General features: G+C 66.0%; 23 protein-coding genes. 13 read left to right on the top strand and 10 right to left on the bottom strand.

Annotated features, from left to right (window positions below; genetic code table 11):
* Positions 1-4: 4 nt before the first annotated feature.
* The 4 genes from R4P47_RS04395 to R4P47_RS04410 all read right to left on the bottom strand — a co-directional run bounded on the left by R4P47_RS04395 (position 5) and on the right by R4P47_RS04410 (position 2,783).
* Positions 5-202 (bottom strand): hypothetical protein, encoded by a 198-nt coding sequence (locus R4P47_RS04395; protein ID WP_037189794.1) that lies wholly within the window; start codon positions 200-202, stop codon positions 5-7.
* A gap of 3 nt (positions 203-205) precedes the next feature.
* The gene (locus R4P47_RS04400; protein WP_317784128.1) at positions 206-1,123 is read right to left on the bottom strand and encodes an SPFH domain-containing protein; all 918 of its coding nucleotides are present in this window, start codon (positions 1,121-1,123) and stop codon (positions 206-208) included.
* Between the two features lie 96 nt (positions 1,124-1,219).
* Positions 1,220-1,693 carry an NUDIX domain-containing protein gene (locus R4P47_RS04405; RefSeq protein ID WP_317784129.1) on the bottom strand — a complete coding sequence of 158 codons (474 nt, stop codon included), beginning with the start codon at positions 1,691-1,693 and terminating at the stop codon, positions 1,220-1,222.
* Positions 1,694-1,697: 4 nt separating this feature from the next.
* On the bottom strand, positions 1,698-2,783 hold the full coding sequence (locus tag R4P47_RS04410; protein ID WP_411567291.1) for an ABC transporter substrate-binding protein: 1,086 nt from the start codon (positions 2,781-2,783) through the stop codon (positions 1,698-1,700).
* 302 nt (positions 2,784-3,085) lie between these two features.
* On the opposite strand from R4P47_RS04410, the gene ctaD reads away from it, so the two are divergent.
* The 3 genes from ctaD to R4P47_RS04425 all read left to right on the top strand — a co-directional run bounded on the left by ctaD (position 3,086) and on the right by R4P47_RS04425 (position 7,051).
* A complete protein-coding gene (ctaD, locus tag R4P47_RS04415) occupies positions 3,086-4,876 on the top strand; it encodes a cytochrome c oxidase subunit I (protein WP_068045815.1) in 1,791 nt (596 codons plus the stop codon).
* 145 nt (positions 4,877-5,021) lie between these two features.
* Entirely contained in the window at positions 5,022-6,248 is a 1,227-nt protein-coding gene (serB, locus tag R4P47_RS04420; RefSeq protein WP_068045812.1) for a phosphoserine phosphatase SerB, read from the top strand.
* Complete coding sequence (locus R4P47_RS04425) at positions 6,245-7,051, top strand: peptidyl-tRNA hydrolase (RefSeq protein WP_317784130.1); 807 nt, start codon at positions 6,245-6,247, stop codon at positions 7,049-7,051. Before serB ends, R4P47_RS04425 begins: the two co-directional genes overlap by 4 nt.
* 211 nt (positions 7,052-7,262) lie before the next feature.
* Here the strand turns inward: R4P47_RS04425 and R4P47_RS25085 are convergent, their stop codons facing one another.
* Both R4P47_RS25085 and glgX read right to left on the bottom strand, forming a co-directional pair.
* A complete protein-coding gene (locus R4P47_RS25085) occupies positions 7,263-7,625 on the bottom strand; it encodes a hypothetical protein (protein WP_188078576.1) in 363 nt (120 codons plus the stop codon).
* 84 nt (positions 7,626-7,709) lie between these two features.
* On the bottom strand, positions 7,710-9,857 hold the full coding sequence (gene glgX, locus R4P47_RS04435) for a glycogen debranching protein GlgX (RefSeq protein ID WP_262498316.1): 2,148 nt from the start codon (positions 9,855-9,857) through the stop codon (positions 7,710-7,712).
* A gap of 49 nt (positions 9,858-9,906) precedes the next feature.
* Between glgX and R4P47_RS04440 the strand changes: the two genes are divergently transcribed.
* The 5 genes from R4P47_RS04440 to R4P47_RS04460 all read left to right on the top strand — a co-directional run bounded on the left by R4P47_RS04440 (position 9,907) and on the right by R4P47_RS04460 (position 14,748).
* On the top strand, positions 9,907-10,749 hold the full coding sequence (locus tag R4P47_RS04440) for an ABC transporter ATP-binding protein (RefSeq protein WP_068045832.1): 843 nt from the start codon (positions 9,907-9,909) through the stop codon (positions 10,747-10,749).
* Positions 10,750-10,797: 48 nt separating this feature from the next.
* A complete protein-coding gene (locus tag R4P47_RS04445) occupies positions 10,798-11,613 on the top strand; it encodes an NUDIX hydrolase (protein WP_149405520.1) in 816 nt (271 codons plus the stop codon).
* 26 nt (positions 11,614-11,639) lie between these two features.
* Complete coding sequence (locus R4P47_RS04450; protein ID WP_068045804.1) at positions 11,640-12,419, top strand: enoyl-CoA hydratase/isomerase family protein; 780 nt, start codon at positions 11,640-11,642, stop codon at positions 12,417-12,419.
* Positions 12,420-12,524: 105 nt separating this feature from the next.
* Positions 12,525-13,535 carry a class I SAM-dependent methyltransferase gene (locus R4P47_RS04455; RefSeq protein ID WP_188078598.1) on the top strand — a complete coding sequence of 337 codons (1,011 nt, stop codon included), beginning with the start codon at positions 12,525-12,527 and terminating at the stop codon, positions 13,533-13,535.
* A 40-nt stretch (positions 13,536-13,575) separates the two neighbouring features.
* Positions 13,576-14,748, top strand: a complete 1,173-nt coding sequence (locus tag R4P47_RS04460; protein WP_317784131.1) for a THUMP-like domain-containing protein — start codon at positions 13,576-13,578, stop codon at positions 14,746-14,748.
* Here R4P47_RS04460 and R4P47_RS04465 read toward each other — a convergent pair.
* The gene (locus R4P47_RS04465) at positions 14,736-16,058 is read right to left on the bottom strand and encodes a PQQ-binding-like beta-propeller repeat protein (protein WP_317784132.1); all 1,323 of its coding nucleotides are present in this window, start codon (positions 16,056-16,058) and stop codon (positions 14,736-14,738) included. The genes R4P47_RS04460 and R4P47_RS04465 overlap by 13 nt on opposite strands.
* 150 nt (positions 16,059-16,208) lie before the next feature.
* Here R4P47_RS04465 and R4P47_RS04470 point away from each other — a divergent pair, with 150 nt between their 5' ends.
* A complete protein-coding gene (locus tag R4P47_RS04470; protein ID WP_068045796.1) occupies positions 16,209-16,970 on the top strand; it encodes an acyltransferase in 762 nt (253 codons plus the stop codon).
* A gap of 11 nt (positions 16,971-16,981) precedes the next feature.
* Here the strand turns inward: R4P47_RS04470 and R4P47_RS04475 are convergent, their stop codons facing one another.
* Genes R4P47_RS04475 through R4P47_RS04485 form a run of 3 tightly spaced genes read right to left on the bottom strand, consistent with a single transcriptional unit; the run spans position 16,982 to position 20,621 of the window.
* On the bottom strand, positions 16,982-18,229 hold the full coding sequence (locus R4P47_RS04475) for a glycosyltransferase family 4 protein (RefSeq protein WP_317784133.1): 1,248 nt from the start codon (positions 18,227-18,229) through the stop codon (positions 16,982-16,984).
* Positions 18,226-19,758: a glycoside hydrolase family 57 protein gene (locus R4P47_RS04480; protein WP_317784289.1), complete on the bottom strand. Its 1,533-nt coding sequence runs from the start codon at positions 19,756-19,758 to the stop codon at positions 18,226-18,228. The genes R4P47_RS04475 and R4P47_RS04480 overlap by 4 nt, the downstream gene beginning before the upstream one ends.
* Positions 19,759-19,781: 23 nt before the next feature.
* The gene (locus tag R4P47_RS04485; protein WP_317784134.1) at positions 19,782-20,621 is read right to left on the bottom strand and encodes a class I SAM-dependent methyltransferase; all 840 of its coding nucleotides are present in this window, start codon (positions 20,619-20,621) and stop codon (positions 19,782-19,784) included.
* Positions 20,622-20,791: 170 nt separating this feature from the next.
* Between R4P47_RS04485 and R4P47_RS04490 the strand changes: the two genes are divergently transcribed.
* The 4 genes from R4P47_RS04490 to R4P47_RS04505 all read left to right on the top strand — a co-directional run bounded on the left by R4P47_RS04490 (position 20,792) and on the right by R4P47_RS04505 (position 24,443).
* Positions 20,792-21,592 (top strand): electron transfer flavoprotein subunit beta/FixA family protein, encoded by an 801-nt coding sequence (locus R4P47_RS04490; RefSeq protein ID WP_068045787.1) that lies wholly within the window; start codon positions 20,792-20,794, stop codon positions 21,590-21,592.
* Positions 21,593-21,634: 42 nt separating this feature from the next.
* On the top strand, positions 21,635-22,591 hold the full coding sequence (locus R4P47_RS04495; RefSeq protein ID WP_149405527.1) for an electron transfer flavoprotein subunit alpha/FixB family protein: 957 nt from the start codon (positions 21,635-21,637) through the stop codon (positions 22,589-22,591).
* A gap of 146 nt (positions 22,592-22,737) precedes the next feature.
* Positions 22,738-23,556, top strand: a complete 819-nt coding sequence (locus R4P47_RS04500) for a GNAT family N-acetyltransferase (RefSeq protein WP_317784135.1) — start codon at positions 22,738-22,740, stop codon at positions 23,554-23,556.
* Entirely contained in the window at positions 23,553-24,443 is an 891-nt protein-coding gene (locus tag R4P47_RS04505) for a lysophospholipid acyltransferase family protein (protein WP_317784136.1), read from the top strand. Before R4P47_RS04500 ends, R4P47_RS04505 begins: the two co-directional genes overlap by 4 nt.
* Positions 24,444-24,470 lie beyond the last annotated feature (27 nt).

The following is a 24,470-nucleotide window of genomic DNA, read 5'->3' on the forward strand; positions in this document are numbered from 1 at the left end:
ACGCTCACGAATTCGGTGGGCGTCCCGGCGGGCGAATGTCCTCGGCGTCCTTGGGCATTCGACCCTTCTCGCTCAGAGCGCGGCGCAATAGGAACTCGATCTGAGCATTGGTGCTCCGCAACTCGTCGGAGGCCCAACGGGCGAGAGCGTCGTGCACCGCTGGGTCCAACCGCAGCAGAATCTTCTTACGCTCGACGGCCATGGCTCACTGGTACAGCGATCCGGTGTTGACGACGGGTTGCGTGTCTCGGTCGCTGCACAGGACCACGAGCAAATTCGACACCATCGTGGCCTTGCGCTCCTCGTCGAGCTCGACGACGTGCTTTTCCTCCAGCTTTCCGAGCGCCATCTCCACCATTCCGACGGCACCTTCGACGATCTGCTGACGGGCGGCGATGACCGCGCCTGCCTGCTGCCGCCGCAACATTGCCTGAGCGATCTCCGGTGAGTAGGCCAACCGGTTGATTCGGGTTTCGATCACCTCGACACCGGCCGAACGTACCCGTGCGTGCACCTCCTCCGACATGGCGGCGGTGATCTCGTCGGCGTTCTCCCGCAACGACATTCGCCCTTCGGCGTCGTACGGGTAGCTGCCGGCGATGTGCCGGACGGCGGACTCGGTCTGGACGGCGACGAACTCCTCGTAGTCATCGACCTGGAACGACGCCAGTGCGGTATCGGCGACCTGCCAGACGACGATGGCGGAGATCTCGATCGGGTTGCCGTCGGCGTCGTTGACCTTGGATTGTCCGGTCTCGTGGTTGCGGATTCGCGTCGAGATGGCCCTGCGATACGTCAACGGATTGGTCCAGCGCAGCCCCGGCGTCCGCAGGGTGCCGCTGTACGAACTCCCGAGGAGCTGAAGAACGCGAGCCTGATTCGGTTGCACCAGCGTCAGGCCCATGAGTGCCGGAAGTGAGAGGACGAACAGTACGACCCCGGTCACGATCAGTCCGACGACGGTGAAGACCAGTCCGACCGTGAACGCGGCGATTCCGCCGAGAATCAGCGCGAGGCCGATGCCGAGCATCGACCAGCCGGGAAGATCCCATCCCGGGCGCTCGGCGATGGTGGTGGTCGGGGTACCCGTCGGCTTCTCGGCGACGGTTGCAGGTGCGGACATGAGTACCTCCCTCTCGATGGTGATATTAAAGTGATATCACATTACGATCGAAAGGGGGAAGGTTCGGTCGAACTGTGTCCTCGGTGCGGTCGGGAGTCAGCGACGGAACCACGCCGAAGGCTCGTCGGCGATGGCCTTCTCGATTCGCAATCGCGAAGTGGCCGTGAGGTTTTCGGGGAGCTCGTCGAGTGCGAACCAGGCAACGTCGAGATTCTCGTCGTCGGCCACATGCGGGATGCCGCCGGTGTATCGAGCGAGGAACGTGATGTCCAGATACTGCGCGACGTCGCCGTTGGGGTAGGTGATCGGCTCCGTCACGTCGACGCTCGTCAAGCGCTCGATCGAGGCGTTCACCCCGGTTTCCTCGCCGATCTCACGCAGCGCTGCCGGGGCGGGTTCCTCACCCGGTTCGAGAATCCCCGAAACCACGGCCCAGGTGTTGTTGTCCGCTCGCAGGGTCAGCAGCACGCGCCGGTCGTCGTCGAGAACGACTGCGCTGACACCGGACAACCACAACGGCGACGTTCCGACGACACTGCGCAGAGCGCGGACGAATTCGGGAATCGGCATCGCGTCAGGAGACGTAGGCGTTCAGGGAGGCGGACAGGTCGTCCAGAACGGCCCGTGCCGCGACGACGCCGCTGCCCGACCACACCGTGTCGTTGACGGCGAAGACCCGACCGTCGGTGACAGAACCGAGAGCGTGCCACGCATCGGAGTCCATCACCTCGCGCCCGAAGCTCTCGCCGTCGGGGCCCGCGAATCGCACGTAGACGATGTCTCCCTCGACCGGCGTGAGGTTGTCCGACTCGACCGAGAACGTGGCGTCGCGCTGGCTCTGGGGCCGGCCGACTCCGACCTCGTCGAGTATCTGGCCCGCGAACGAGTTCGGTCCGTCCACCTCGATGGAATCCGCAGCGAATCGGACGACGGACGCCTGAGTCTGGGTGGCGTCGATCTCACGACCGACTCGTTCGGCGTCGGCGGAGAACGATGCGAGTGCCTCGAATGCCGCCTGGCCGCGACCGAGCGCCGCCGCGGACTGCAGAAAGGTGTCTTTCCAACCCTGCCCCGTTGCGGTGAAGACGGTCGGGGCGATGGCTGTCAGCTCGTCGTACGTAGTCGATCCGAGCGACTCGGCACCGAGGATCAGATCGGGGTCGAGGGCGGCGATGGCATCGATGTCGGGTGAACCCACCGGCCCGACGGACGGAACGGACGCCAATCCGGTGCCCAGGTACAGCGGTTGGTCTCCGTCGCCCCGGAAATCGGGGTCGATCGTGGCCGCCCCGACGACGCGCTCCCAGATGCCGACCGCGCAGCTCGCGTCCAGGCCTGCGGCATCGAGAACGACGATGCGCTGGGGGTCGGCGGGAAGGACGCTGATGCCCTCGGCATGTCCGACGGGTCTGGTGTCGCCCTCGATGCCGGTCGGGTCGAGTGGTGCGAGTGCGGGGCACAGTCCCTCGGTGTCCCGGTTGTTGCCGACCACTCCGGCACCGGCGATGTTCGTGGTGGTGCGAACGATGGTGGATGCGTCGTCCTGCGCCTCGGAGTCGGAACAACCGACCAGCGCCACGGCGGCGGCGAGGCACACGGAGACGACGGCACCGATCCTGCGCGGCGCACACGAACGGGGGACTCGTGGATGGAGTGGCAACGCGGGACTTCCTTCGACGGGTCGGGTGGTCTCACACAGTATCGGAAGGCGGCCGTCGCAGAACACCCGAACGGGCACCGCGGAGCGTGCGGAATCGGCAACTCCCGCGGCGTCCCCGACTGCGCCGGAAAGGCCGACAGCGCAGGCAGATCGCGCGATCCGGGCACGGCCGATCGGGCCCAATACGACACACGGTAGGACCGGTTCGGCAAGCGTCGGTCCGAAGGTCTACGATTCGAGGAGCGCACGACTAGATGACGTCGCCTCGTGGTTCGAGGTCCGACGCGCAATCAGGAGGATCTGTGACTGCCCTAGCGCCTAGGCCCGCACCTGCGGTGGATGCTGCTCGGCCGTTCCCGCCGCGGACGGGACCGAAGGGGTCGTTCCTGCACAAAGCGGTGACGACAACCGATCCCAAGGTGTTGGGAATCATGTACATCGCGACATCGTTCGCGTTCTTCCTGGTCGGTGGACTCATGGCGCTGCTGATGCGCGCCGAGTTGGCCATACCGGGAATGCAGTTCCTGTCCAACGAGCAGTACAACCAGCTGTTCACCATGCACGGCACCATCATGCTGCTGCTGTACGCGACGCCGATCGTGTTCGGATTTGCGAACTACATCCTGCCGCTGCAGATCGGTGCCCCCGATGTCGCGTTCCCACGGTTGAACGCGTTCTCGTACTGGCTCTACCTGTTCGGTGCGCTGATCACCACGGCCGGGTTCATCACTCCCGGTGGCGCAGCGGACTTCGGTTGGACCGCGTACACCCCACTGACGTCGGCTCTGCACTCGCCGGGCGTCGGCGCGGACCTGTGGATCATGGGCCTGGCCGTTGCCGGTCTCGGCACCATCCTCGGTGGCGTCAACATGATCACCACGGTGATCTGCCTGCGCGCCCCCGGTATGACGATGTTCCGTATGCCGATCTTCACCTGGAACATCCTGGTGACGTCGATCCTGATTCTGCTGGCCTTCCCGCTGCTGACGGCGGCGCTGCTCGGCCTGGCGGCCGACCGTCACCTGGGCGCGCACCTGTTCGATCCGGCCACCGGTGGCGTGTTGCTGTGGCAGCACCTGTTCTGGTTCTTCGGCCACCCCGAGGTGTACATCATCGCGCTGCCGTTCTTCGGAATCGTCTCCGAGGTGTTCCCTGTCTTTTCGCGTAAGCCGATCTTCGGCTACTCGGGTCTGATCTACGCGACGATCGCGATCGCCGCTCTCTCCATCGCCGTGTGGGCGCACCACATGTACGCCACCGGCGCTGTGCTGCTGCCGTTCTTCTCCTTCATGACGTTCCTCATCGCGGTGCCCACCGGTGTGAAGATCTTCAACTGGGTCGGCACGATGTGGCGAGGCCAGGTGACACTGGAAACGCCGATGCTGTTCTCGATCGGGTTCCTGATCACCTTCGTCTTCGGTGGTCTGACCGGTGTTCTGCTGGCATCGCCGCCCATCGACTTCCAGGTCACCGACACGTACTTCGTGGTCGCCCACTTCCACTACGTGGTGTTCGGCACCGTGGTGTTCGCGACGTACGCCGGCATCTACTTCTGGTTCCCGAAGATGACGGGCCGGATGATGGACGAGGCTCTGGGCAAGTGGCATTTCTGGCTGACGTTCTTCGGATTCCACGCCACGTTCCTGGTGCAGCACTGGCTCGGAAACGAGGGCATGCCGCGTCGGTACGCCGATTACCTTCCCTCGGACGGGTTCACCGAGTTGAACGTCATCTCCACGGTCGGTGCTTTCATTCTCGGTGCCTCGACACTGCCGTTCGTGTGGAACGTGTTCAAGTCCTACCGATACGGCGAGGTCGTCACAGTCGACGATCCGTGGGGCTACGGCAACTCGTTGGAATGGGCCACCTCGTGCCCGCCGCCGCGACACAACTTCACCGAACTGCCTCGGATTCGTTCCGAGCGTCCGGCGTTCGAGTTGCACTACCCGCACATGGTCGAGCGGATGCGCGCGGAAGCGCACGTCGGGCCGGGAGCGCACGGCGGTAAGACCACCGCAGTGCTCGAACAGGCCCGCCGGGCCCCGATCGCCACCAGCGATCACGAAGGGTCAGGAGACCCGGACCCCAAGTAGTCCACAGTGCAGCGAGAGCCCCTCCCGGCTACCGGGTGGGGCTCTTCGCTTGCGACAATCTCGTGGCGTGTTCGGGCTCGCTCGTCCACGACAGGTGACACGAAGACCTATCCGGCCGCTGGGCCGTGCACGAAAGGGAGATTCGGTGACTTCGAGCGACACCGCAGTGCTGGTGACGGTGACGGGACCCGACAAGCCGGGCGTCACATCGGTGCTGTTCGCAGCACTGTCACGGCACAACGTCAGTCTGCTCGACGTCGAGCAGGTGGTCATCCGCGGCAGATTGACACTGGGCGTTCTCCTGTCCTGCCCGCGCGATCCCGAGGCACTGCAGGAGGAGCTCGAGGACGCGATGGCGACGGTCGGCGTTCACGTCGATGTCGAGATCGACACCGCGCGGGGCGGTGGTCAGAGTTTGGCCACCCACGTCGTCGTCGTGCTGGGACGACCCGTGACAGCGCGCGCTTTCAGCACCATCTCCCGTGAACTCGCCCGCCAGGGCGCGAACATCGATTCCATACGCGGAATTGCCGACTATCCCGTCACCGGCCTCGAACTGCAGGTGACCGCGACCGACACGTCGCCGGATGCCGACCTGCAGTTGCGCACGGGGCTCGCGGCCATCGCAGCCGGAATCGGCGTCGACATCGCCGTGCAGCGCGGCGGAATCGCACGGCGATCCAAGCGACTGATCGTGTTCGACGTCGACTCCACGCTCGTCCAGGGTGAGGTCATCGAAATGTTGGCTGCCCGCGCGGGACGCGAGGACGAGGTACGTGCGGTCACCGAAGCTGCCATGCGCGGTGAGATCGACTTCGCGGAGTCGCTCGAACAGCGGGTCGCCGTGTTGGCGGGACTCGACGAATCCGTCATCGACGAAGTGGGCGAAAGTCTGGAACTGACCGCGGGGGCCAGAACCACCATCCGCACCCTCCGGCGTCTCGGCTTCGCCTGCGGCGTCGTGTCCGGGGGATTCCGACAGGTCATCGAGGGCCTCGCTCACGAACTCGAACTCGACTACGTCAAGGCGAACACCCTCGAGATCGTCGACGGCAAGCTCACCGGACGGGTCATCGGAGAAGTGGTCGATCGTGCTGCGAAAGCGACCGCACTGCGTGAATTCGCGGCGCAGTCGGGAGTACCGATGGAGCAGACCGTCGCCGTGGGCGACGGAGCGAACGACATCGACATGCTCACCGCGGCAGGCCTCGGGGTTGCCTTCAACGCCAAGCCTGCGTTGCGAGAGATCGCCGACACCGCTATCTCCCATCCGTACCTCGACGCGGTCCTGTTCATCCTCGGCGTCACCCGCAACGAGATCGAAGCCGCGGACGCAGTGGACGGGGGAGTCCGCCGCGTCCCGATCCCATGACCGGCGATCCCGTGACCGGCGATCCCACTACCGGCGACACACCGGATGACGTGGCGGCCGAGACTGCGGTCGAGGAATTCTCACCCGACAACACGTTCGTCTCGCGGCACGCCGCGCTCGCTCGTGGGTACGGCGGAGCGGAGGACCCGGCAGATCCGGCACAGGTTCTGGCGATGCCGTTGGTGCTGCACATCCCCAAGATCGATCCGCCCCTCCGCAGCGAGTTGCTCGAGGCGGCTGCACGAGCAACCGTTGCGTTGTGCCTGGACCCACGAGTGGGCGTGGGCGCGTCGTGGAACGAGGCCTTCACCGAATGGACGTCGGCACGCATCCGGAAGGTTGCCCGACGTGCACGCGGTGCGCAGTGGCGTGCGGCGCAGGACGTTCCTGGTGTCACGGTCGACGTCGGGGGAGCGTCGGCACGTGCGTTCGTGCCCGGTCGGGTCGGAGATCTGGATCCTCGGATCAAGCGGCTGCAGATCGGCGGAACCGACGTGTCGGCCGACGACGAACCTTCGGTCTCGGCCGGACCGGTGCTGTGGATCGACGCCTCCCTGTCGATGACGGTGGGGAAAGCAGCCGCTCAGGTGGGGCACGCGTCCATGCTGCTGGCGGGTGCGATGAGCACAGCGCAATGCCGCGAATGGGCTGCGTCGGGCTTCGAATGTTCGGTCCGATCCGCGAACCCGGAACAATGGACGCGTGCACTGGGTGAGGTTCGTGCCGGTCGCGCCGTCGCGGTGCGGGACGCAGGCTTCACCGAAGTGGCACCCGGTTCGACAACCGTGATCGCCGTTCCGTAGCTCTGGGGTCCACTGTCGCACAAGTGGCTATGCCGAACATATCCAGTAGCCCCGAGACTGGAAGCATGTTCACCTCACCACGTCGTTTACTCGCCGGTCGCCGACTCCCTGCTCGGTTGGCTGCCCTCTACGTGGGGCTGTGGCTGTATGGGGCGTCGATGTCGTTCATGATCGCGGGTGGACTGGGCGTCAACCCGTGGGACGTCTTTCATCAGGGGCTCGAAAGCCACCTGTCGCTCAGCTTCGGGACCATCACCGCGATCACCGGTGCGGCCGTACTGCTGATGTGGATCCCGCTACGGCAACGTCCTGGCCTGGGCACCGTGAGCAACGTGGTGGTGATCGCCGTTGCGGTGGACGCGACGTCGGCGATGCTGCCGGACCTGGACGGGCTCCCGATGAGGACCCTGGCCATGGTGTCGGGCATCGTGGTCAACGCGTTCGCAACCGCGCTGTACATCGGTGCCGGGATGGGTCCGGGGCCGCGAGACGGACTGATGACCGGTCTGGTGGCCAGGACCGGATGGTCGATTCGCCTCACCCGCACCGGAATCGAGTGCACGGTGGTGCTCACCGGTTGGTTGCTCGGCGGGACGCTCGGCGTCGGGACGGTTCTCTATGCGCTCGGAGTCGGTCCGCTCGTGCAACTGTTCATGACTCACCTGCCTGCGCTGCGCAGCACGAGGACCGTCGATCCGGTCACCGATATCGTCGAACCCGGTTCCAGCGCAGTGGTTTCGAAGGGAACACCGTCAACAGTCGAGGAATCGAGAACCGGAACGAACCGAGACGACGACCAACTCGGGCACGCCAGAACGATATCGGCTGGGCCTCCGGAATGGAGAACGAGGAGCGAGCTGGCATCGTCTACCTGCCCGCCGTCGGAGGCGAAGGAGCGGACGTCGGAACCGTCCACCCAGGCCTGAATGGTGCGCACCGAGTCGTCGTTCCATCGGTCCGTGTCGAATTCGATTCCAGCGGAGTCGAACCACACCAGATCGGGTCGGCCGGTCGGTGTCGCGCGGCCGGTGAAGAACTCCTGCTGACGCAGTGTCGGAGCGCTCGCTCGGACACGAAGGAGTCGACCCACGAAGCGAATCATGTTCTGATCGGCACTGTCCCAGTCGATCGCCCAGGCGTCGGCCGCCGGTGCATCCTCGGCGATGCAATACGCGTTGTTGTTGCCTCCCTGACTGTGTCCCAGTTCGTCGCCGGCAAGGAGCATCGGTGTTCCGGTGGAGAGCGTCAGGGTTGCCAATAGTGCCCGGACATGGCGTGCCCTGGCCTCGGCGACGGATGGATCCTCGCTCGGACCCTCGACTCCGTGGTTGACCGACGAGTTGTTGTCGGTACCGTCCCTGTTCTCTTCGCCGTTGGCCTCGTTGTGCTTTCGGTCGTACGACACCAGATCTCGGGCGGTGAACCCGTCGTGCGCGGTGACGAAGTTGATCGACGCCCATGGCAAGCGTCCACTGCTCGCGAAGAGGTCTTCCGAACCGGCCAGGCGCGAGGCCAATTCGCGGACGCCGTGCTGGCCCGCCCAGAAGCGTCGGACCGTGTCACGGTAGCGATCGTTCCATTCCGACCAGGCCACTCCGAAGTTGCCGACCTGATAGCCGGCACCGGTGGCATCCCACGGCTCGGCGATCAATTTGACCCGAGCCAGGACGGGATCGGTGGCGATGGCGGTCAACAACGGTGCGCGAGAATCGAATCGCCAACCGCCGGGTCGGCCGAGAGTGCTGGCGAGGTCGAATCGGAACCCGTCCACGCCCATGTCCTCGACCCAGTACCGAAGGCTGTCGCACACCATCCGCACGACCGCGGGCGACGCGGAATCGAGAGTGTTGCCGCAGCCGGTCAGATCGACGTCCGATCCGCGTCCGTCCAGCAGGTAGTAGCCGGGCGCATCGAGCCCACGCCAGCTGATGGAGGGGCCGTCGATCGCGGATTCGCACGTGTGGTTGTAGACGACGTCGAGGATCACCTCGATCCCGGCAGCGTGCAATGCGTCGACCATGGTGCGAAATTCGTCCACCTCGTCACCGGGAACGGCGGCGAAGCGCGGATCCGGTGCGAAGTACGCACCCGTCGAGTACCCCCAGTGGTTTCGCATCCCCCTGGCACGGACGCCGGGTTCGGTGAATGTGGTGTGTATGGGCAGCAATTCGACCGACGTGATGCCGATGCGAGCGAGATGCTCGAGGACGGCCGGCTCGGCCAGGCCGAGATACGTACCGCGAAGATGCTGGGGGACAGCAGGATTGCGGGCCGTGAACGATCCCACGTGCAGCTCGTACAGGACGGTTCGGTCCCACGGCACCTCGGGGCGAGCGGGACGGCCGACGCGATCGGGGGCTGCGCGGACGACGCCGAGCGGGAGGTGCCCGAGCGAGTCGCGAGAACTGGGCGCACCGAACGGGTCGTCCTCGTAGGCGAGCAACGCCGACGGGTCTCCGAATGCTCCGATCACCTGGCGTGCCGCGGGATCGAGCAGAATCTTCGCACCGTTGAACCGGCGCCCGGAGTGCGGATCCCATCTCCCGTGGGCGCGGAAGCCGTATCGATCACCTGGCCGCACTCCCGGGACGAAGGCGTGTCGAACTCCGAATGTCCGGGTGGTCAGTTCCACCCGACGCTCGCCGCCGTCCGGATCGATCAGGCACACCTCGACTCCGTCGGCCTCGGGTGCGTGGACTGCAAATTGAGTGCCAGTCGGCATCGCGGTGGCACCCAGTGGGAACGGTGATCCGGGCGGGTTCGAGACGGACTCGCCGCCGGTGGTCCGGTGCAAGCTACGAGGCAGATCGTCATTGGGCGACACGCGTGCACATCCTGCCGTGAATGCGTGGTCGATGTGCGGGAAGATAGGCGTCGTGTCTGAACCGGATCCCGACCTGCTCGTAGATTTCACCGACGTAGTCGTCCGCCGCGGCGGTGCGACCCTGGTGGGACCCGTCACCTGGAAGGTGGAACTGGACGAACGGTGGGTCGTCCTCGGCCCGAACGGTGCGGGAAAGACGTCCCTGCTGCGTATCGCAGCGGCCGAAATCCATCCCACGTCCGGTGTCGCCCACGTTCTCGGCGAGGTCATGGGCAAGGCCGACGTCTCCGAACTCCGGCCGCGGATCGGCCTGTCGTCCTCCTCGCTGGCGCAGCGCATTCCGGCCGACGAACTGGTATCCGATCTGGTGGTGTCCGCCGGCTACTCGGTGTTGGGGCGCTGGCGTGAGAAATACGACGCGGTCGACACCGAGCGTGCAGTGGAAATGCTCGAGAGCCTCGGTGCCGAGCATCTCGCCACCCGCACCTACGGCACGCTGTCGGAAGGCGAACGAAAGCGCGTTCTCATCGCCCGCGCTCTGATGACCGATCCCGAACTGCTGTTGCTGGACGAGCCTGCGGCAGGGCTCGACCTCGGTGGACGCGAGGAACTGGTGGCGCGGCTGACCGACCTCGCTGCCGATCCCGACGCCCCCGCGACCGTGCTGATCACCCATCACGTGGAAGAGATTCCGCCGGGATTCAGTCACGCGTTGCTGCTCAAGGAAGGCGGGGTGGTGGCGCAGGGACTGGTCGACGACGTCATCACCGCAGAGAATCTGACCGAGGCGTTCAGTCAGTCGATCGCACTCGATCGCGTCGACGGTCGCTTCTTCGCGCGGCGGACCCGCGCTGCCGGGGCGCACCGCCGATAGAGCGGACCGATCGACTCCGCTGCGCAGTGCAGCGGTACGTTCCCTTTCATGAGCTCGAACAGTGCTGCCGATCACGTACAGGCCCGGGACGCCTCGACGGTCATCTTGATTCGTGACGGCCTGTCACGACCCGACATCGAGGTGTTCCTGCTCGAACGTGTCGGTGGTATGGCCTTCGCGGGTGGCATGACGGTGTTTCCCGGTGGTGGCGTCGACCCCTCGGACGCGGCAGCTGACGTCCGCTGGGCAGGACCGCCGCCGTCGTGGTGGGCCGAGCGCTTCGGAACCGACGAGGGCAAGGCGCAGGCCCTGGTGTGTGCCGCGGCGCGCGAGACGTTCGAGGAGTGCGGTGTACTGCTGGCCGGCTCGACACCGGATTCGATCGTTGCCGATACGGCTCCGTTCGCGGCAGAGCGGGGTCGGCTCGAGCGCCGTGAGGTGTCGTTCGCCGAATTCCTCACCGCCCACGACCTCGTTCTGCGATCGGATCTGCTCCGGCCGTGGTCGCACTGGATCACCCCGGTGGGCGAAGCTCGACGGTACGACACCCGGTTTTTCGTCGCAGTGCTTCCCGAAGGACAGAATGCGGACGGCGAGACCAGCGAGGCGGCGTCGGTGAGCTGGCGGTCCACCGGTGACGCACTGGCGGACTGGCGGTCGGGGAACACCATCCTCCTTCCGCCCACCTGGAGCCAACTCGACGCACTGTCTCGGTTCGACACCGTCGCACAGGTCGTCGATCACGACCGCGAGATCGCCCCGGTTCTGCCGATCCTCACCCGCGACGAGGGGACGGTCCGGGTGCTCTTCGACGGCGACGACGCGTACTACGCCGGAACGCGCCATCCCTGGTCGGATCGCTAGGCCTCGGCCCGGTAGCCTTTCGGCCCATGGCTGAGTTCGTGAATCTCGAAGTTTCCGACGGCATCGGCACCATCCGCCTCGACCGTCCGCCGATGAATGCGCTCGATCGGCAGATGCAGGACGAGATCCGAGCGGCGGCTCGCGAGGCCACGGTGAATGCCGACGTCAAGGCCGTCGTCGTCTACGGCGGTGAGAAGGTCTTCGCCGCCGGTGCCGACATCAAGGAGATGGTGGCGCTGTCCGCGTCGGAGATGGCCGCGATCGCCGGAGATCTGCAGTCGGCCCTCGGCTCGCTCAGTACCATTCCCAAGCCCGTGGTCGCGGCCGTGACCGGGTACGCACTCGGTGGTGGGCTGGAGGTTGCACTGGGTGCGGACCGTCGGATCGCCGGCGACAACGCCAAGTTCGGTGTCCCCGAGGTGCTGCTCGGTGTCATCCCCGGCGGCGGCGGAACGCAGCGGCTGGCTCGGTTGATCGGCCCGAGCCGTGCGAAGGACATGGTCTTCACCGGCCGCTTCGTCGGTGCCGAGGAAGCGTTGCGCATCGGATTGGTGGACGAGGTGGTGGCACCGGACGAGGTGTACAACGCAGCGCGCGCCTGGGCCATGCAGTTCACCACGGGTGCATCGCGAGCGCTCGCAGCGGCGAAGGCGTCGATCGATCAGGGGCTCGACGTCGATCTCACCACCGGTCTTCGGATCGAGGCTCAGCAGTTCGCGGCGCTGTTCGCCACCGAGGATCGCACGATCGGCATGACGTCGTTCGTGGCCGACGGCCCTGGTAAAGCGACCTTCACCGGACGGTGAAGCAACGGTCCCGCAGAGCAGAGTTGTTCCACAGCTACCGGATAGTAGGCTCGCCTGATGACTGCAAGCCCCCACGACGGTGTCAATCGATCGATCTCGAACGCGATGCCTTCGACCTCGTCCGAGACCGATGACCGCCAGGTCGATCCAGCCCCGAACCCGCACGCCACTGCCGAGCAGGTAGAGGCCGCTCGGTCGGACACCAAACTGGCTCAGGTGCTCTATCACGACTGGGAAGCCGAAACCTACGACGACAAGTGGTCGATCTCCTACGACGAGCGATGCATCGACTACGCGCGCGGCAGATTCGATCAGGCGGTCTCCGGTGACGCGTCGGCGCAATCCGCACTTCCGTACGGCCGCGCCCTCGAGCTGGGCTGCGGTACCGGGTTCTTCCTGCTCAACCTGATGCAGGCCGGCATCGCAGACAAGGGCTCGGTCACCGACCTCTCGCCCGGCATGGTCAAGGTCGCTCTTCGCAACGCCGAGCACCTCGGCCTGGACGTCGACGGCCGGGTCGCCGATGCGGAGACGATTCCGTACGACGACAACACGTTCGATCTCGTCGTCGGGCACGCCGTCCTCCATCACATCCCGGACGTCGAACAGTCCCTGCGAGAGGTGCTGCGGGTACTCAAGCCGGGCGGCCGCTTCGTTTTCGCGGGCGAACCCACCACGGTCGGCAATTTCTACGCACGGTGGCTCGGACGCATCACGTGGGAGGCGACCACCCGCGCGACCAAACTTCCGTTCCTGGCGAGCTGGCGCAAGCCGCAGGAAGAGCTCGACGAATCCTCGCGAGCGGCGGCACTGGAGGCCGTCGTCGACCTGCACACGTTCGATCCCACCGATCTCGAGCACATCGCGCTCTCGGCCGGTGCCGAGTCCGTGCAGGCGAACACCGAGGAGTTCGCCGCCGCTCTGCTCGGTTGGCCGGTTCGGACCTTCGAGGCCGCAGTACCCGAGGGCAAGCTGGGATGGAACTGGGCGAAATTCGCCTTCGGCGGTTGGAAGACACTGAGCTGGGTGGACGAGAACGTGCTGCAGCACGTGGTTCCGCGCGGACTGTTCTACAACGTGATGATCACCGGCATCAAGCCCGCCCCTCGCGCTTGATCGGCTCGGACCGCCGCAGGCTCTGCGCTCGAGTCCGCTAGTGGGCTACGAATTCACCGGCACCGACCTCGACTTCCTTTCAAGCGAGGCCGGTGCCGGAGCTCTTGCTGCGGTCGACGATCTCGAGCTCAGCGCTCGAACGTCGGTGCGCGACACGGCCTCGGTGCGCACTCGCTTCCCGGACCACGCGAGTGCACTGATCGAAACGGTCACGGTCCGCCGCAAGGCCCGAGTGAAGTTGGTCGACTCCGATCGGTGGCTGGTGACCGACGAGGCGGTCCAGCAGGCCACGCCGACGCTCGTCGCGCGGAGGCGGGCCGCTCGACTCGCGGGGCGTCGGGTGCACGATGTCACGTGTTCGATCGGCAGTGAACTGTCCGTCCTCGTCGCTACGGCGGAGTTGGCGGTGGGCAGCGATCTCGACCCGATTCGGCTTCGGATGGCCGCACACAACGTTCCTGAGGCCACTCTGCTGCGCGCCGACGCACTGACCCCGACGACGCGTGAGACCGTCGTCGTTGCCGATCCCGGCCGCCGAGCAGGTGGTCGGCGACGCCATGACCCGGCGGCTCTGCAGCCGCCGCTCCCGGATCTGTTCGACGCCTATCGAGGCCGAGACCTGGTCGTCAAGTGTGCGCCCGGCCTGGACTTCGATGCGCTCGACTGGGCCGGCGAGATCGAGGTGGTCTCGCTCGACGGGGGAGTGAGAGAAGCGTGCCTGTGGTCGGAGGGGTTGAGCGAGCACGGTGTTCGGCGCCGGGCAGCTGTTCTTCGATCCGACGGCAGTGTTCTGGAATTCACCGATGCTGAGTCGGACGACATTCCGGTTCGGCCCCCCGGCCGCTATCTGGTCGATCCCGACGGGGCGGTGGTCAGAGCCGGCTTGGTTCGGCACTACGGAGCCAGATTCGGTCTGTGGCAACTCGATCCGAGAATCGCGTATCTGACCGGCGACACCGTCCCGGCCGGGGTTCGCGGCTTTCGAATTCTCGAGCAGTCCAAGTTCTCGGAGAAAGTGCTTCGGCAACAACTGAATCGGATGGATTGCGGCGTGGTGGAGATCCTCGTCCGCGGGGTCGACGTGGATCCGGCGATACTGCGGCCCAGGCTCAAACTGCGCGGTTCCGTGGCGTTGTCGGTGGTGATCGCCCGAGTCGAACGGTCCGCGGTGGCGTTCGTCTGCGCGCCCGGCGCTGTCGCTCAGCCCGTGTAGGTGAAGATCTCGCCGAGGTAGCTCGAGGTGACGACCTGGCCGTCCGGGCCGATGGACGTGCCGACGGTGGTGCCGACGACGTCGGGAACCGGTTGCACGTCCACCGTTTCTCCGGTGGCCGCATCGAACGTGAGCAGGGCCAGCCCGTCGTCCTCGCGTACGACGGTATGGCCGCGTCCGTCTGCGGATTGCGCTGCGCTGCCTGCCTGTTCGATGTCGTCGCGGACCCACACTCGCTCGGCCGAATCTCCGTTGTCGCGCACGCCCATGAGGGTGCCGTCCCCGCCCGACGGCACGATCGTGCCGTCCGAAGCGATCGAGGGACTGGCACCGATGCCGAGCCCGGTGCTCTCGGTCCACTTCTGTCGCCCGTCGGCGGTGTCGAACGCGGTCAACCTGCCGTCGACGTCGGCCAGGTAGATCGTCGACCCGTCCTCGGACAGCACCGGACTCGACGCGACTCCGGCGGGCAGCAGGTCCGAGGACCAGCGTTCGACGAGTCCGGGAGAGCCATCCCGGTCGTACTGCACCGAAACGAGTTGTGGTGCAATCGAACCCGGACGCCACAGTGTCAGATACATCGTTCCGGTCGCACTGTCCACCGCGGGTGCTGCGGGTACGGGGCATTCGGATCCACCCGAGCTGCACTGGGCGAGTCCGGTGTCCACCGGCTGAAACTCGGAGTTCGGATCGGTCAGGAAATCCGGCGTCGGAACCAGATCCAGAATGGGCACTCGAAGTTGCCCGTTCTGCGAATCGAGAACACTGACCTGGCCCATCTGGGTGATCGAGAGCAGGCTGCCGTCCCCGAGGAACTGGGCGGACTTGGGCACTCCGTACACCGGTGTGCGCCAACGCAGTTGCCCGTGGTCGTTGTACGAGTTCATGCCGCCGTCGTCGCCGATGTAGACGTTGATGGCCGAATCGACGGTCGGCGTGGCAGTGACGACGGACGGCCCGACTCGATTGCACCAGCGCTTGCGGGCGGAGTCGATCTCGAACGAGAAGAGGTTGCAGCCGGATTCGGTGGCGGCGGTGACGAACATCTGACCCGTCGATCCGATGGATACCGGAGAGGTCACCGTGCCGCCCGTGGGACGCGTCCAGTCCAGGGACAGCGGAGTCGACACCGACACGGCCGTCGAACCGCTGTTGTGCGAGTTCGCATGCGCTGCGGGCCACGAATCGGGGGAGAGCGGTTCGATGGCCGAGGTGTCGGCGCTGCAACCGCTCACGGTCACCACGACTATCGCCGCAGCGACCGCAGTGACCTTTCTGCCGGTCCTGCCCTTGGCCGTGACGCCGCGCATCGATCGCTCCCCGTGTCTTGATTTCCGTGCCCGACGTGGTGCCGGGGCGTCTGTGTTCGTCTCGTCGACGAGCAACAGTCGACAGGCAACCCTAGCCCGCGCAAGGGTGCCGGCAGAGAGCGGGCGAACGAGAAACTAGGGTGAACGTCCATGACGAGTATGTGGAACGCGCCGCTGCGGACACGCTGGCGCGGGTCGAGACGACGCGACACCGAGCAGGCGCGGTTCCTCACGCGTGCGTCCCTCGACTGGGTGCTCGCGAACAAGGCGTACACGCCGTGGTACCTCGTGCGGTACTACCGCCTCGCGAAGTTCAAGCTCGCCAATCCGCACGTGATCCTGAGGGGCATGGTGTTTCTCGGCAAGAACGTGGAGATACATTCGACCCCCGAACTCTCTCGTCTCGAGATCGGGCGCTGGGTCCACATCGGCGACGGTAATGCCATTCGCTGCCACGAGGGCTCGCTGCGGATCGGCGACAAGGTGGTGTTCGGTAAGGACAACGTCGTCAACACCTACCTCGACATCGAGATCGGCGCATCGACGCTGGTGGCCGACTGGTGCTACATCTGCGATTTCGATCATCGGATGGACGACGTGAACATGCCCATCAAGGATCAGGGAATCGTCAAGGGCCCGGTGCGGATCGGGCCGGACACGTGGATCGCCGCCAAGGTGACGATCCTGCGCGAGACCAGGATCGGGCGGGGCTGCGTGCTCGGAGCCCACGCCGTCGTCAAGGGTGAGATCCCGGATTACAGCATCGCGGTCGGGGCCCCGGCCAAGGTCGTCCGCAATCGCAAGGACGCGTGGGAGGCCGGTGCCGCCGACCGCGCGAAATACATTGCTGCGCTGGAGGATATCGCCCGCAAGAAGGCGCTCGGACAGGCCGAGGCGGCGCGGGAGATCTGACCCCGGTGTGCTCAGGTACGGCCGGGGAGCGCGCGCTCGGCGATGTGCGGGCGGGCCAGCGGATGCCGAACCTTGCGTTTGGCTTCCAGGTAGACCTGGGCCGTCGACTCGGCGACGTGTTTCCAGTCGAAATCCACGGTGAGCCTGTCGCGGGCGGCCACGGCTCGTTCCTGCGCGGCGTCCGTGTTGTCGAGAACGCGCCGCACGGCTGCAGCGAGCCCACCGACGTCGCCGGGCTCGAAGGACAGGCCGGTCACGCCGTCGACGATGGCTTCACCCAGACCGCCTGCGGTGGACGCGACCAGTGGGGTGCCCGCAGCCGCAGCCTCCAGCGCGATGATGCCGAACGGTTCGTATCGACTGGGTAGGACGATGGCGTCGGCTCCGTGCAGCCAGCCGAGCAATTCTGTGTGGTCGAGATTGCCCAGAAAAGACACTGCGCGGGCAACCCGGTGGGTGCGTGTCAGCCCTGCCAACCAGGCGAACTGTGTTCCTTCGCCGGCAATGTGCAGGGTGGTGCCCGGGTGGCTTCGTCGGATGCGGGGCAGGGCGGCGATGGCATCCTGGATGCCCTTCTCGTACTCGAGTCGGCCGACGTAGAGCAGTTTGGCCGGCTCCGATCGGGGCTCTCGTCGACGAAAGTGCCAGGTGGATCGGTCGATTCCGTTGCGAATCACTGTCACCGCCGACTCGGATACTCCGAACAGGGTGGTGACCTCGTCCTTCATCGACCCCGAGCAGGTGATCACTGCATCGGAATCGTTGGCGAGCCACCACTCGACGGAGTGCACCTGACGGTTGACGGGGCCGGAGATCCAGCCGCTGTGGCGGCCGGCCTCGGTGGCGTGGATGGTCGAGACGAGCGGTACGTCGTAGAACTCGGCGAGTGCGATCGACGGGTGCGCGACGAGCCAGTCGTGCGCATGAACGACGTCGGGTTGCCAGCCGTCGCCCAGACCCGGCTTTCCCAGCGCGACGCCGGCACGCACCATCGCGTGCCCCATCGCGAGGGTCCATGCGAGCATGTCCTCCCCGAAGACGAAGTGAGCGGGGTCCTCGGCTACGGCGACGACGAGCACCCCGTCCTCGATGTGGTGAGACGTCGGGTGGGTGGCGGCGTCGGTTCCGGTGGGTCGACGCGACAGCACCACGACCTCGTGGCCGCATCGGACCAGTTCGGTTGCCAGGTGATGAACGTGCCGACCGAGACCGCCCACCACCACGGGTGGGTACTCCCACGACACCATCAGAATCTTCATCGACGCCCCCCTGCATCTTCTCGCTCGCCGCCGACGTGTGTACCGGGCAGTCTGCGTGCGTCCAACGCAGGAAACAGCCCGTCCGCGCGGTTCCACTGCCGAGCCAATTCGTTCGCTCGTACAGGTGATCCACCTGCGGCCGCGGCAGCGATCTCGCGCAACGCATGTGCGTGAACGTGTGCCCGTTCCCGCGCATAGCCTGCGGCGGAGTCCTTGCTGACCATGAATGCCCAGTCGCTGGCCACGGCCATCAGTGTCTCACGCAGTATCTGATCGTTGACGCGATTGCGGAGTTCGGGTCCACCGGCGCGACGCTGTGCAGCTCGGGCGGTATCGACGGCGTCGAGAGCGGTCCGAGAGACCTCGGCATTGAGCGCGACCAGGTCCGCGACGTCGTCGCCCGCCCACACCCGCCAGTCCTTACCCGATCCCCACGACGAATCCTGCAGTTCCAGTGGCGCTCCGACGTATCCCTGCTCGCGGGCGTCGCCGAGCGTGCCGACGGTGATGCCCGCGGCGGGTAGCGCGCGCATGAGCTTGCCGAGCCACTGAGGACCCTCGTGCCACCAGTGCCCGAACAGCTCGGTGTCGAAGGCCGCGACGACGAGGGCGTCGCGACCGATCCGCTCGGACTCCGAGATCAGGCGCCGACGAACCACATCGACGAAGTCGGCCACGTGACGGTCCACCGTCGCTGCCGCCCGCTCGGGATCGTAGGGAGCCTTGTCGTTCGACGCGACCGAGCGGCCGGTGACCCGGGCCGGTTTGAGACCGGTCGCGTGATCGTAGGTGTGGAAATCCCGGTAGGAACCGTGGCCGGGATAACCGGACTTCGGTGACCAGACGCGGTAGCTGACCGGCAGATCGCGTCCGAACGCGACGACGTCGGAGTCCCATACCGGCCTGCCGAGGGAGGTGTCTCCACGCATCGCGGGCCCGTCGACCATGAAGTGCGAGACCCCGGCGGCGGCGTATTCGGTTTCCATGCCGGGGGTGAATCCGCATTCGGGTGCCCAGATGCCTCGGGGCGTGGTGCCCCACCGGGAGCGGGCGTCGAGCAGGCCTTCGCTCAGTGAGAACTGCCGAAGCCGCGGATCGAGCAGCGGCTGGAAGGGATGCGCCAGCGGCCCACCCAGCAGTTCGACGGTTCTGTTGTCGACCAGCGGCCGGAGTACCGCCGAACCGCCGTGTCGCCACCGGGCCTCGAATCGATCGAGCGCCGCGGCAGAACCTCGGTGCTCACGAACGGACAGGTCGCGATCTGTTGCCTCGTGGGCCCTGAGCTGCCAGTTCCCGAGCCAGTGGTGCATTCCGGACAGGCAGTGTGGATCGTCGAGTTGAGCGGCCAGAACAGGGGTGATCCCCAGCGACAGCACGTCGGTGTGACCGTCCTCGGCCAGTTGCTCGAGCATCGCGGTGAGTGGCAGGTAGCAGTCGGCCCAGGACTGATACAGCCACTCCTCGCCTACCGGCCACCTGCCGTGATTGGCCAACCACGGCAGGTGGGAGTGCAGAACGAGAGAGAACATGCCCGGCACGGTGGCACCGGATGTCACCCGATCACCGTGCTCGAGCTCTTGCGGGCAACGGCGACCAGGTCGAGGCTGTCGTCGATGCGGTCGGCGGTGATGTCGAAATCCTCGATCGAGACAGCCGCGACGTCTTCGGTGAGTTCGGCAGGCCAGGGTTCGCCGGCCAGGGCTCGGTCGATCTGAGCGTCGATGAACGAACCGCCGTGCTTGGCATCGAGGGCGGCCAGAGTGCGTCCGTGCCTGACCCCCGTGAGTTCGTCGACCTCGAGCCGAGCGTCCACGAGTAGTTCGGTGAGTTCGGCCGCGTCGAGTTCGCGGGTGTGGAAGGGATTGAGCGGGGTGTCGCGGCCGGGCGAGAACGTGATGCGGTTCGGTGTGCTGATCAACAGAACGCCCCCGGGCGCGAGCACCCGGTGCACCTCGGCGAGGAACGCACCTTGATCCCAGAGGTGCTCGATCACCTGGAAATTGACGACGACGTCGATCGAGGAATCGGCCAACGGTAGGCGGTCGAGGTTGCCACGCAGCATGGTCACCCTCGGGTAGCGGGCATGCACGTGTGCGGCGGCGGACGCGTCGTAGTCGAGACCGAGAACGTTCGACGCGACATCGGCAATCATGTTGGCTCCGTAGCCTTCTCCGGATCCCGCTTCGAGCACCGTTCGGTCACGGCAGCGGTCGACGAGTGCGCGGTAGACCACCTCGTGGCGGCGGAACCAGTAGTTCTCCTCGGCGATGCCGGGCACGGTGCGTTCTCCGGTGAGGGGGAGTGGTTCCGGTGCCGGTGCCTGAGCCGATGAATCGTTCACCGCCGAAAGGTTAGTGGAGGCGCGCGGGAGGTAAGCCAACGTGGTCTCCATAACAGTCGGGGTGCAGATGTATGGTCGGACAGGCAGGGAGGTAAGTTACCCACGAGTAACTACGGTGAGGTAACCTCGTCCCAGACCGTAGAACTGCACCAACCAGTACTGCACCAACCGTTAGAACACTCACGATCAGCAGAACATGACCAGGAGGTCGACGCAGACCCATGACGAACATCGTTGTTTTGATCAAGCAGGTTCCAGACACGTGGTCCGAGCGCAAGCTCACCGACGGTGACTACACCCTCGATCGCGAGGCTGCCGACGCCGTCCTCGACGAGATCAACGAGCGGGCCGTCGAAGAAGCACTGCTCATCAAGGAAGCCCAGGGCGGTGAGGTGAAGGTTCTGTCCGCAGGCCCCGACCGCGCCACCGACGCCATTCGCAAGGCCTTGTCGATGGGTGCAGACAGTGCAGTGCACCTCAACGACCCGACCCTGCACGGCTCCGACGCGATCCAGACCGGATACGCGCTGGCCGCAGCGCTCGGCAACGTCGCATTCGAGAACGACGAGCCGGCCGATCTCATCATCGCCGGCAACGAGGCCACCGACGGCCGCACCGGTGCCGTTCCCGCGATCATCGCCGAATACCTGCAGATCCCGGCCCTGACGCAGATGCGCAAGCTCGTCGTAGCCGACGGCAAGGTCACCGGCGAGCGGGAGACCGACGAGGGCATCTTCGGCCTCGAAGCCGCGTTGCCCGCCATCGTGAGCGTCACCGAGAAGATCAACGAACCGCGCTTCCCGTCCTTCAAGGGCATCATGGCCGCGAAGAAGAAGACGGTGCAGACCATCACGCTCGCCGACATCGGTGTCGAGGACGGCATCGTCGGCGTCGACAACGCGGGAACGACCGTCACGTCGTCCACCCCCAAGCCTCCCAAGACTGCAGGCGAGCGGCTCACCGACGAGGGCGACGGCGGCGACAAGATCGCCACCTACCTCGTCGGCCAGAAGATCATCTGATCCCGCCCCACCGAGCAATCGAAGACAAACGAGGAGCAAGTCATGGCAGAAGTACTCGTGCTCGTGGAGCACGTCGAGGGAACACTGAAGAAGGTCAGCACCGAGCTGATCACCGCCGCTCGTGCGCTGGGTGAGCCGTCCGCGGTCGTCACCGGCCCGGTCGGCACCACCGACAAGGTCGCCGACGCACTGACCGAAGCCGGTGCCGAGAAGATCTACGCCGCCGAATCCGACGCGGTCGACGGATTCCTCGTCACCCCGAAGGTCGACGTGCTGTCGGCACTCGCGGAGTCGGTCTCGCCGGCAGCGATCATCACCGCTGCCACGATCGAGGGCAAGGAAGTTGCGGGACGACTCGCAGCACGCCTCGGCTCGGGCTACCACAACGACGTCGTCGCAATCAACGGCGACGGCAGTGCCGTCTACTCCATCTTCGGTGGCGCGTTCACCGTCGAGGCCAAGGCCAACGGCGACGTTCCGGTCATCTCGCTGCGCCCCGGTGCAGTCGAGGCCGAGCCGAAGGCCGGAGCGGGCACCCGCGAAACCGTCGAGGTTCCCGCGCAGGAAGAAGGGGCCGTCAAGGTCACCTCGCGTGACCCGATCGTCGGCGGCGACCGTCCGGAGCTCACCGAGGCATCGGTCGTCGTGTCCGGTGGACGTGGTGTCGGCAGCGCCGACAAGTTCTCCGTCGTCGAGAGTCTGGCCGACTCGCTCGGTGCCGCAGTCGGTGCCTCGCGCGCCGCTGTCGACTCCGGCTACTACCCCGGCCAGTTCCAGGTGGGTCAGACGGGCAAGACCGTCTCCCCGCAGCTGTACGTCGCGCTGGGTATCTCCGGAGCCATCCAGCACCGTGCAGGCATGCAGACCTCGAAGACGATCGTCGCGGTCAACAAGGACGAGGAAGCGCCCATCTTCGAGATCGCCGACTACGGCATCGTCGGTGACCTCTTCAACGTCGCACCGCAGCTGACCGAGGCAGTCAAGAAGCACAAGGGATAGCCTCCAGCGCTGTTCGACGACAGGCCCTCACCGCTCGCGCGGTGGGGGCCTGTCGTCTCGGGCAGCGCAACCTTGTTCACACAAACTCTTCCGACACGTTTCCCCGACGATGCCCGGTGGCCTTCCCCGCTCGTTAGACACACCTCATGACCACTTCCGTCATGAGCTCGACTGCATCGATCGTCCCGGCCACCGACCGTTACTCGCTGGTGTTGTCCACCGACCCGGAGCACCGACTCGCCGCGCAGCGTCTGCGCTACGAGGTGTTCGCTTCCGAGCCGGGGTTTTCCATTCCCACCGACACCGACGGCCTCGACGCCGATCGGTTCGACGAATTCTGTGATCACCTGCTCGTTCGTGACCAGTGGACCGACACGTTCGTCGGCTGCTACCGCATGTTGCCGCCGCAGGCCGCCGTGTCCGCCGGCGGGTACTACACGGCAACCGAATTCGATATCTCCGCACTCGATCCAGTCGGCATGAACATCGTCGAAATGGGAAGGGCTGCAGTTCATCCCGATCATCGGTCCGGGTCCGTGCTCGGGCTGATGTGGGCCGGAATCCTGCACTACCTCGATGTGACGGGATACGAGTGGGTCATGGGGTGCGTGTCGGTGCCCATGCAGTCGGCACCAGGGGATCCGATCGGGGCCAACGTTCGCGGTGTTCGAGACCGCCTGTTGGACAAGCACGCCACGCCGCCCGACCGTCGGGTCCGGCCGTACGCTCCGGTCGTCGTCGACGGGGTGGATCTGATCGACATCGAACCCGCGAAGCGAACGTCAATGCCGCCGTTGATGAGCGGCTACCTCCGGCTCGGTGCCTCCATCTGCGGTGAGCCGGCTCATGATCCGGAATTCGGTGTCGCCGATTTCGTCGCATTGCTCGGGCTGCACGAGGCCAACACTCGCTATCTCGACCGGTTGCGTTCGGCAGCAACGACGTTCGAGTCGGGTGTCCGGTGACACGACCGATCGTGCACGCGTGGATGCCGTCGTCGCCGTGCAGTGACGGCTGTCTGCCGAAGAACCCACCGACGGTGGGACGAATCGTCCTCGCGCTCCGAATCGCACTGGCGATGGCGGCGTTCGGGTTGCTGCCGGTGTTGGTCGTCCTCGGGGTTCCGTTCCCGCGGGTTCGCCGCTCGCTGACGCGGATCGGTGCTCGCAGTCTGCTGTTCGCCATCGGGATCGATCTGACCGTGCTCGACGCTCGCTCCGACCGCGAACGCTCCCGCACCGCCGCAGGTGCACTGCACGTCGCCGGTCACATCTCCTGGACCGACGTCGTCGTGCTCACCGCGGTACAGCCGTCGACCTTCGTGGCGCGTGCCGACCTGATCGACTGGCCGCTGCTCGGTCGCCTGGCGCGGGCCATGAAGGTACTTCCGATCGATCGAGCTCGACTGCATCAGCTCCCCGGCGTCGTCGATCAGGTTGCCGATCGTGTCCGCGCAGGCGGGTCGGTCGTCGTCTTCCCCGAGGCCACCACCTGGTGTGGTCGTGCATACGGCTCGCTACGGCCGGCGCTGCTGCAGGCCGCGATCGATTCGGAGACCTGGGTACAACCGATTCGGCTGCGCTACGTCGACCGGACCGGCGAGCAGACCACCGCCACGTGCTTCGTGGGAGACGAAACGATCGGTGCCTCCATCGGCCGGATCTTCCGACTGCGAGGACTGCGCGCCGAGGTGGAGTTCACGGCCCCGGAGGCACCCGGCGGCGATCGACGCGACCTCGCCCGGCGGTGCGAGGTGGCGATTCGCCGGGACGACGTCTACGACCCAGCTGTGCACGAGGTCGTGGCCGAGGCCGAACGCAGCCCGGTGCCGCCGAAGGTCGCGGCGGCCTGACCGAGTATCGATCACCGTGACCGCGGA

It is taken from the genome of Rhodococcus sp. IEGM 1370, from assembly GCF_033142325.1.
Classification (GTDB): Bacteria; Actinomycetota; Actinomycetes; order Mycobacteriales; family Mycobacteriaceae; genus Rhodococcoides.

What these genes read in the sequence shown, in the direction of transcription:
- R4P47_RS04395 (WP_037189794.1), bottom strand. Translation starts at nt 202, where the DNA reads ATGGCCGTCGAGCGTAAGAAGATTCTGCTGCGGTTGGACCCAGCGGTG.
- R4P47_RS04400 (WP_317784128.1), bottom strand. Translation starts at nt 1,123, where the DNA reads ATGTCCGCACCTGCAACCGTCGCCGAGAAGCCGACGGGTACCCCGACC.
- R4P47_RS04405 (WP_317784129.1), bottom strand. Translation starts at nt 1,693, where the DNA reads ATGCCGATTCCCGAATTCGTCCGCGCTCTGCGCAGTGTCGTCGGAACG.
- R4P47_RS04425 (WP_317784130.1), top strand. Translation starts at nt 6,245, where the DNA reads ATGACCGGCGATCCCGTGACCGGCGATCCCACTACCGGCGACACACCG.
- R4P47_RS04440 (WP_068045832.1), top strand. Translation starts at nt 9,907, where the DNA reads ATGTGCGGGAAGATAGGCGTCGTGTCTGAACCGGATCCCGACCTGCTC.
- R4P47_RS04445 (WP_149405520.1), top strand. Translation starts at nt 10,798, where the DNA reads ATGAGCTCGAACAGTGCTGCCGATCACGTACAGGCCCGGGACGCCTCG.
- R4P47_RS04450 (WP_068045804.1), top strand. Translation starts at nt 11,640, where the DNA reads ATGGCTGAGTTCGTGAATCTCGAAGTTTCCGACGGCATCGGCACCATC.
- R4P47_RS04455 (WP_188078598.1), top strand. Translation starts at nt 12,525, where the DNA reads ATGCCTTCGACCTCGTCCGAGACCGATGACCGCCAGGTCGATCCAGCC.
- R4P47_RS04465 (WP_317784132.1), bottom strand. Translation starts at nt 16,058, where the DNA reads ATGCGCGGCGTCACGGCCAAGGGCAGGACCGGCAGAAAGGTCACTGCG.
- R4P47_RS04470 (WP_068045796.1), top strand. Translation starts at nt 16,209, where the DNA reads ATGACGAGTATGTGGAACGCGCCGCTGCGGACACGCTGGCGCGGGTCG.
- R4P47_RS04475 (WP_317784133.1), bottom strand. Translation starts at nt 18,229, where the DNA reads ATGAAGATTCTGATGGTGTCGTGGGAGTACCCACCCGTGGTGGTGGGC.
- R4P47_RS04480 (WP_317784289.1), bottom strand. Translation starts at nt 19,758, where the DNA reads ATGTTCTCTCTCGTTCTGCACTCCCACCTGCCGTGGTTGGCCAATCAC.
- R4P47_RS04485 (WP_317784134.1), bottom strand. Translation starts at nt 20,621, where the DNA reads ATGGAGACCACGTTGGCTTACCTCCCGCGCGCCTCCACTAACCTTTCG.
- R4P47_RS04490 (WP_068045787.1), top strand. Translation starts at nt 20,792, where the DNA reads ATGACGAACATCGTTGTTTTGATCAAGCAGGTTCCAGACACGTGGTCC.
- R4P47_RS04495 (WP_149405527.1), top strand. Translation starts at nt 21,635, where the DNA reads ATGGCAGAAGTACTCGTGCTCGTGGAGCACGTCGAGGGAACACTGAAG.
- R4P47_RS04500 (WP_317784135.1), top strand. Translation starts at nt 22,738, where the DNA reads ATGACCACTTCCGTCATGAGCTCGACTGCATCGATCGTCCCGGCCACC.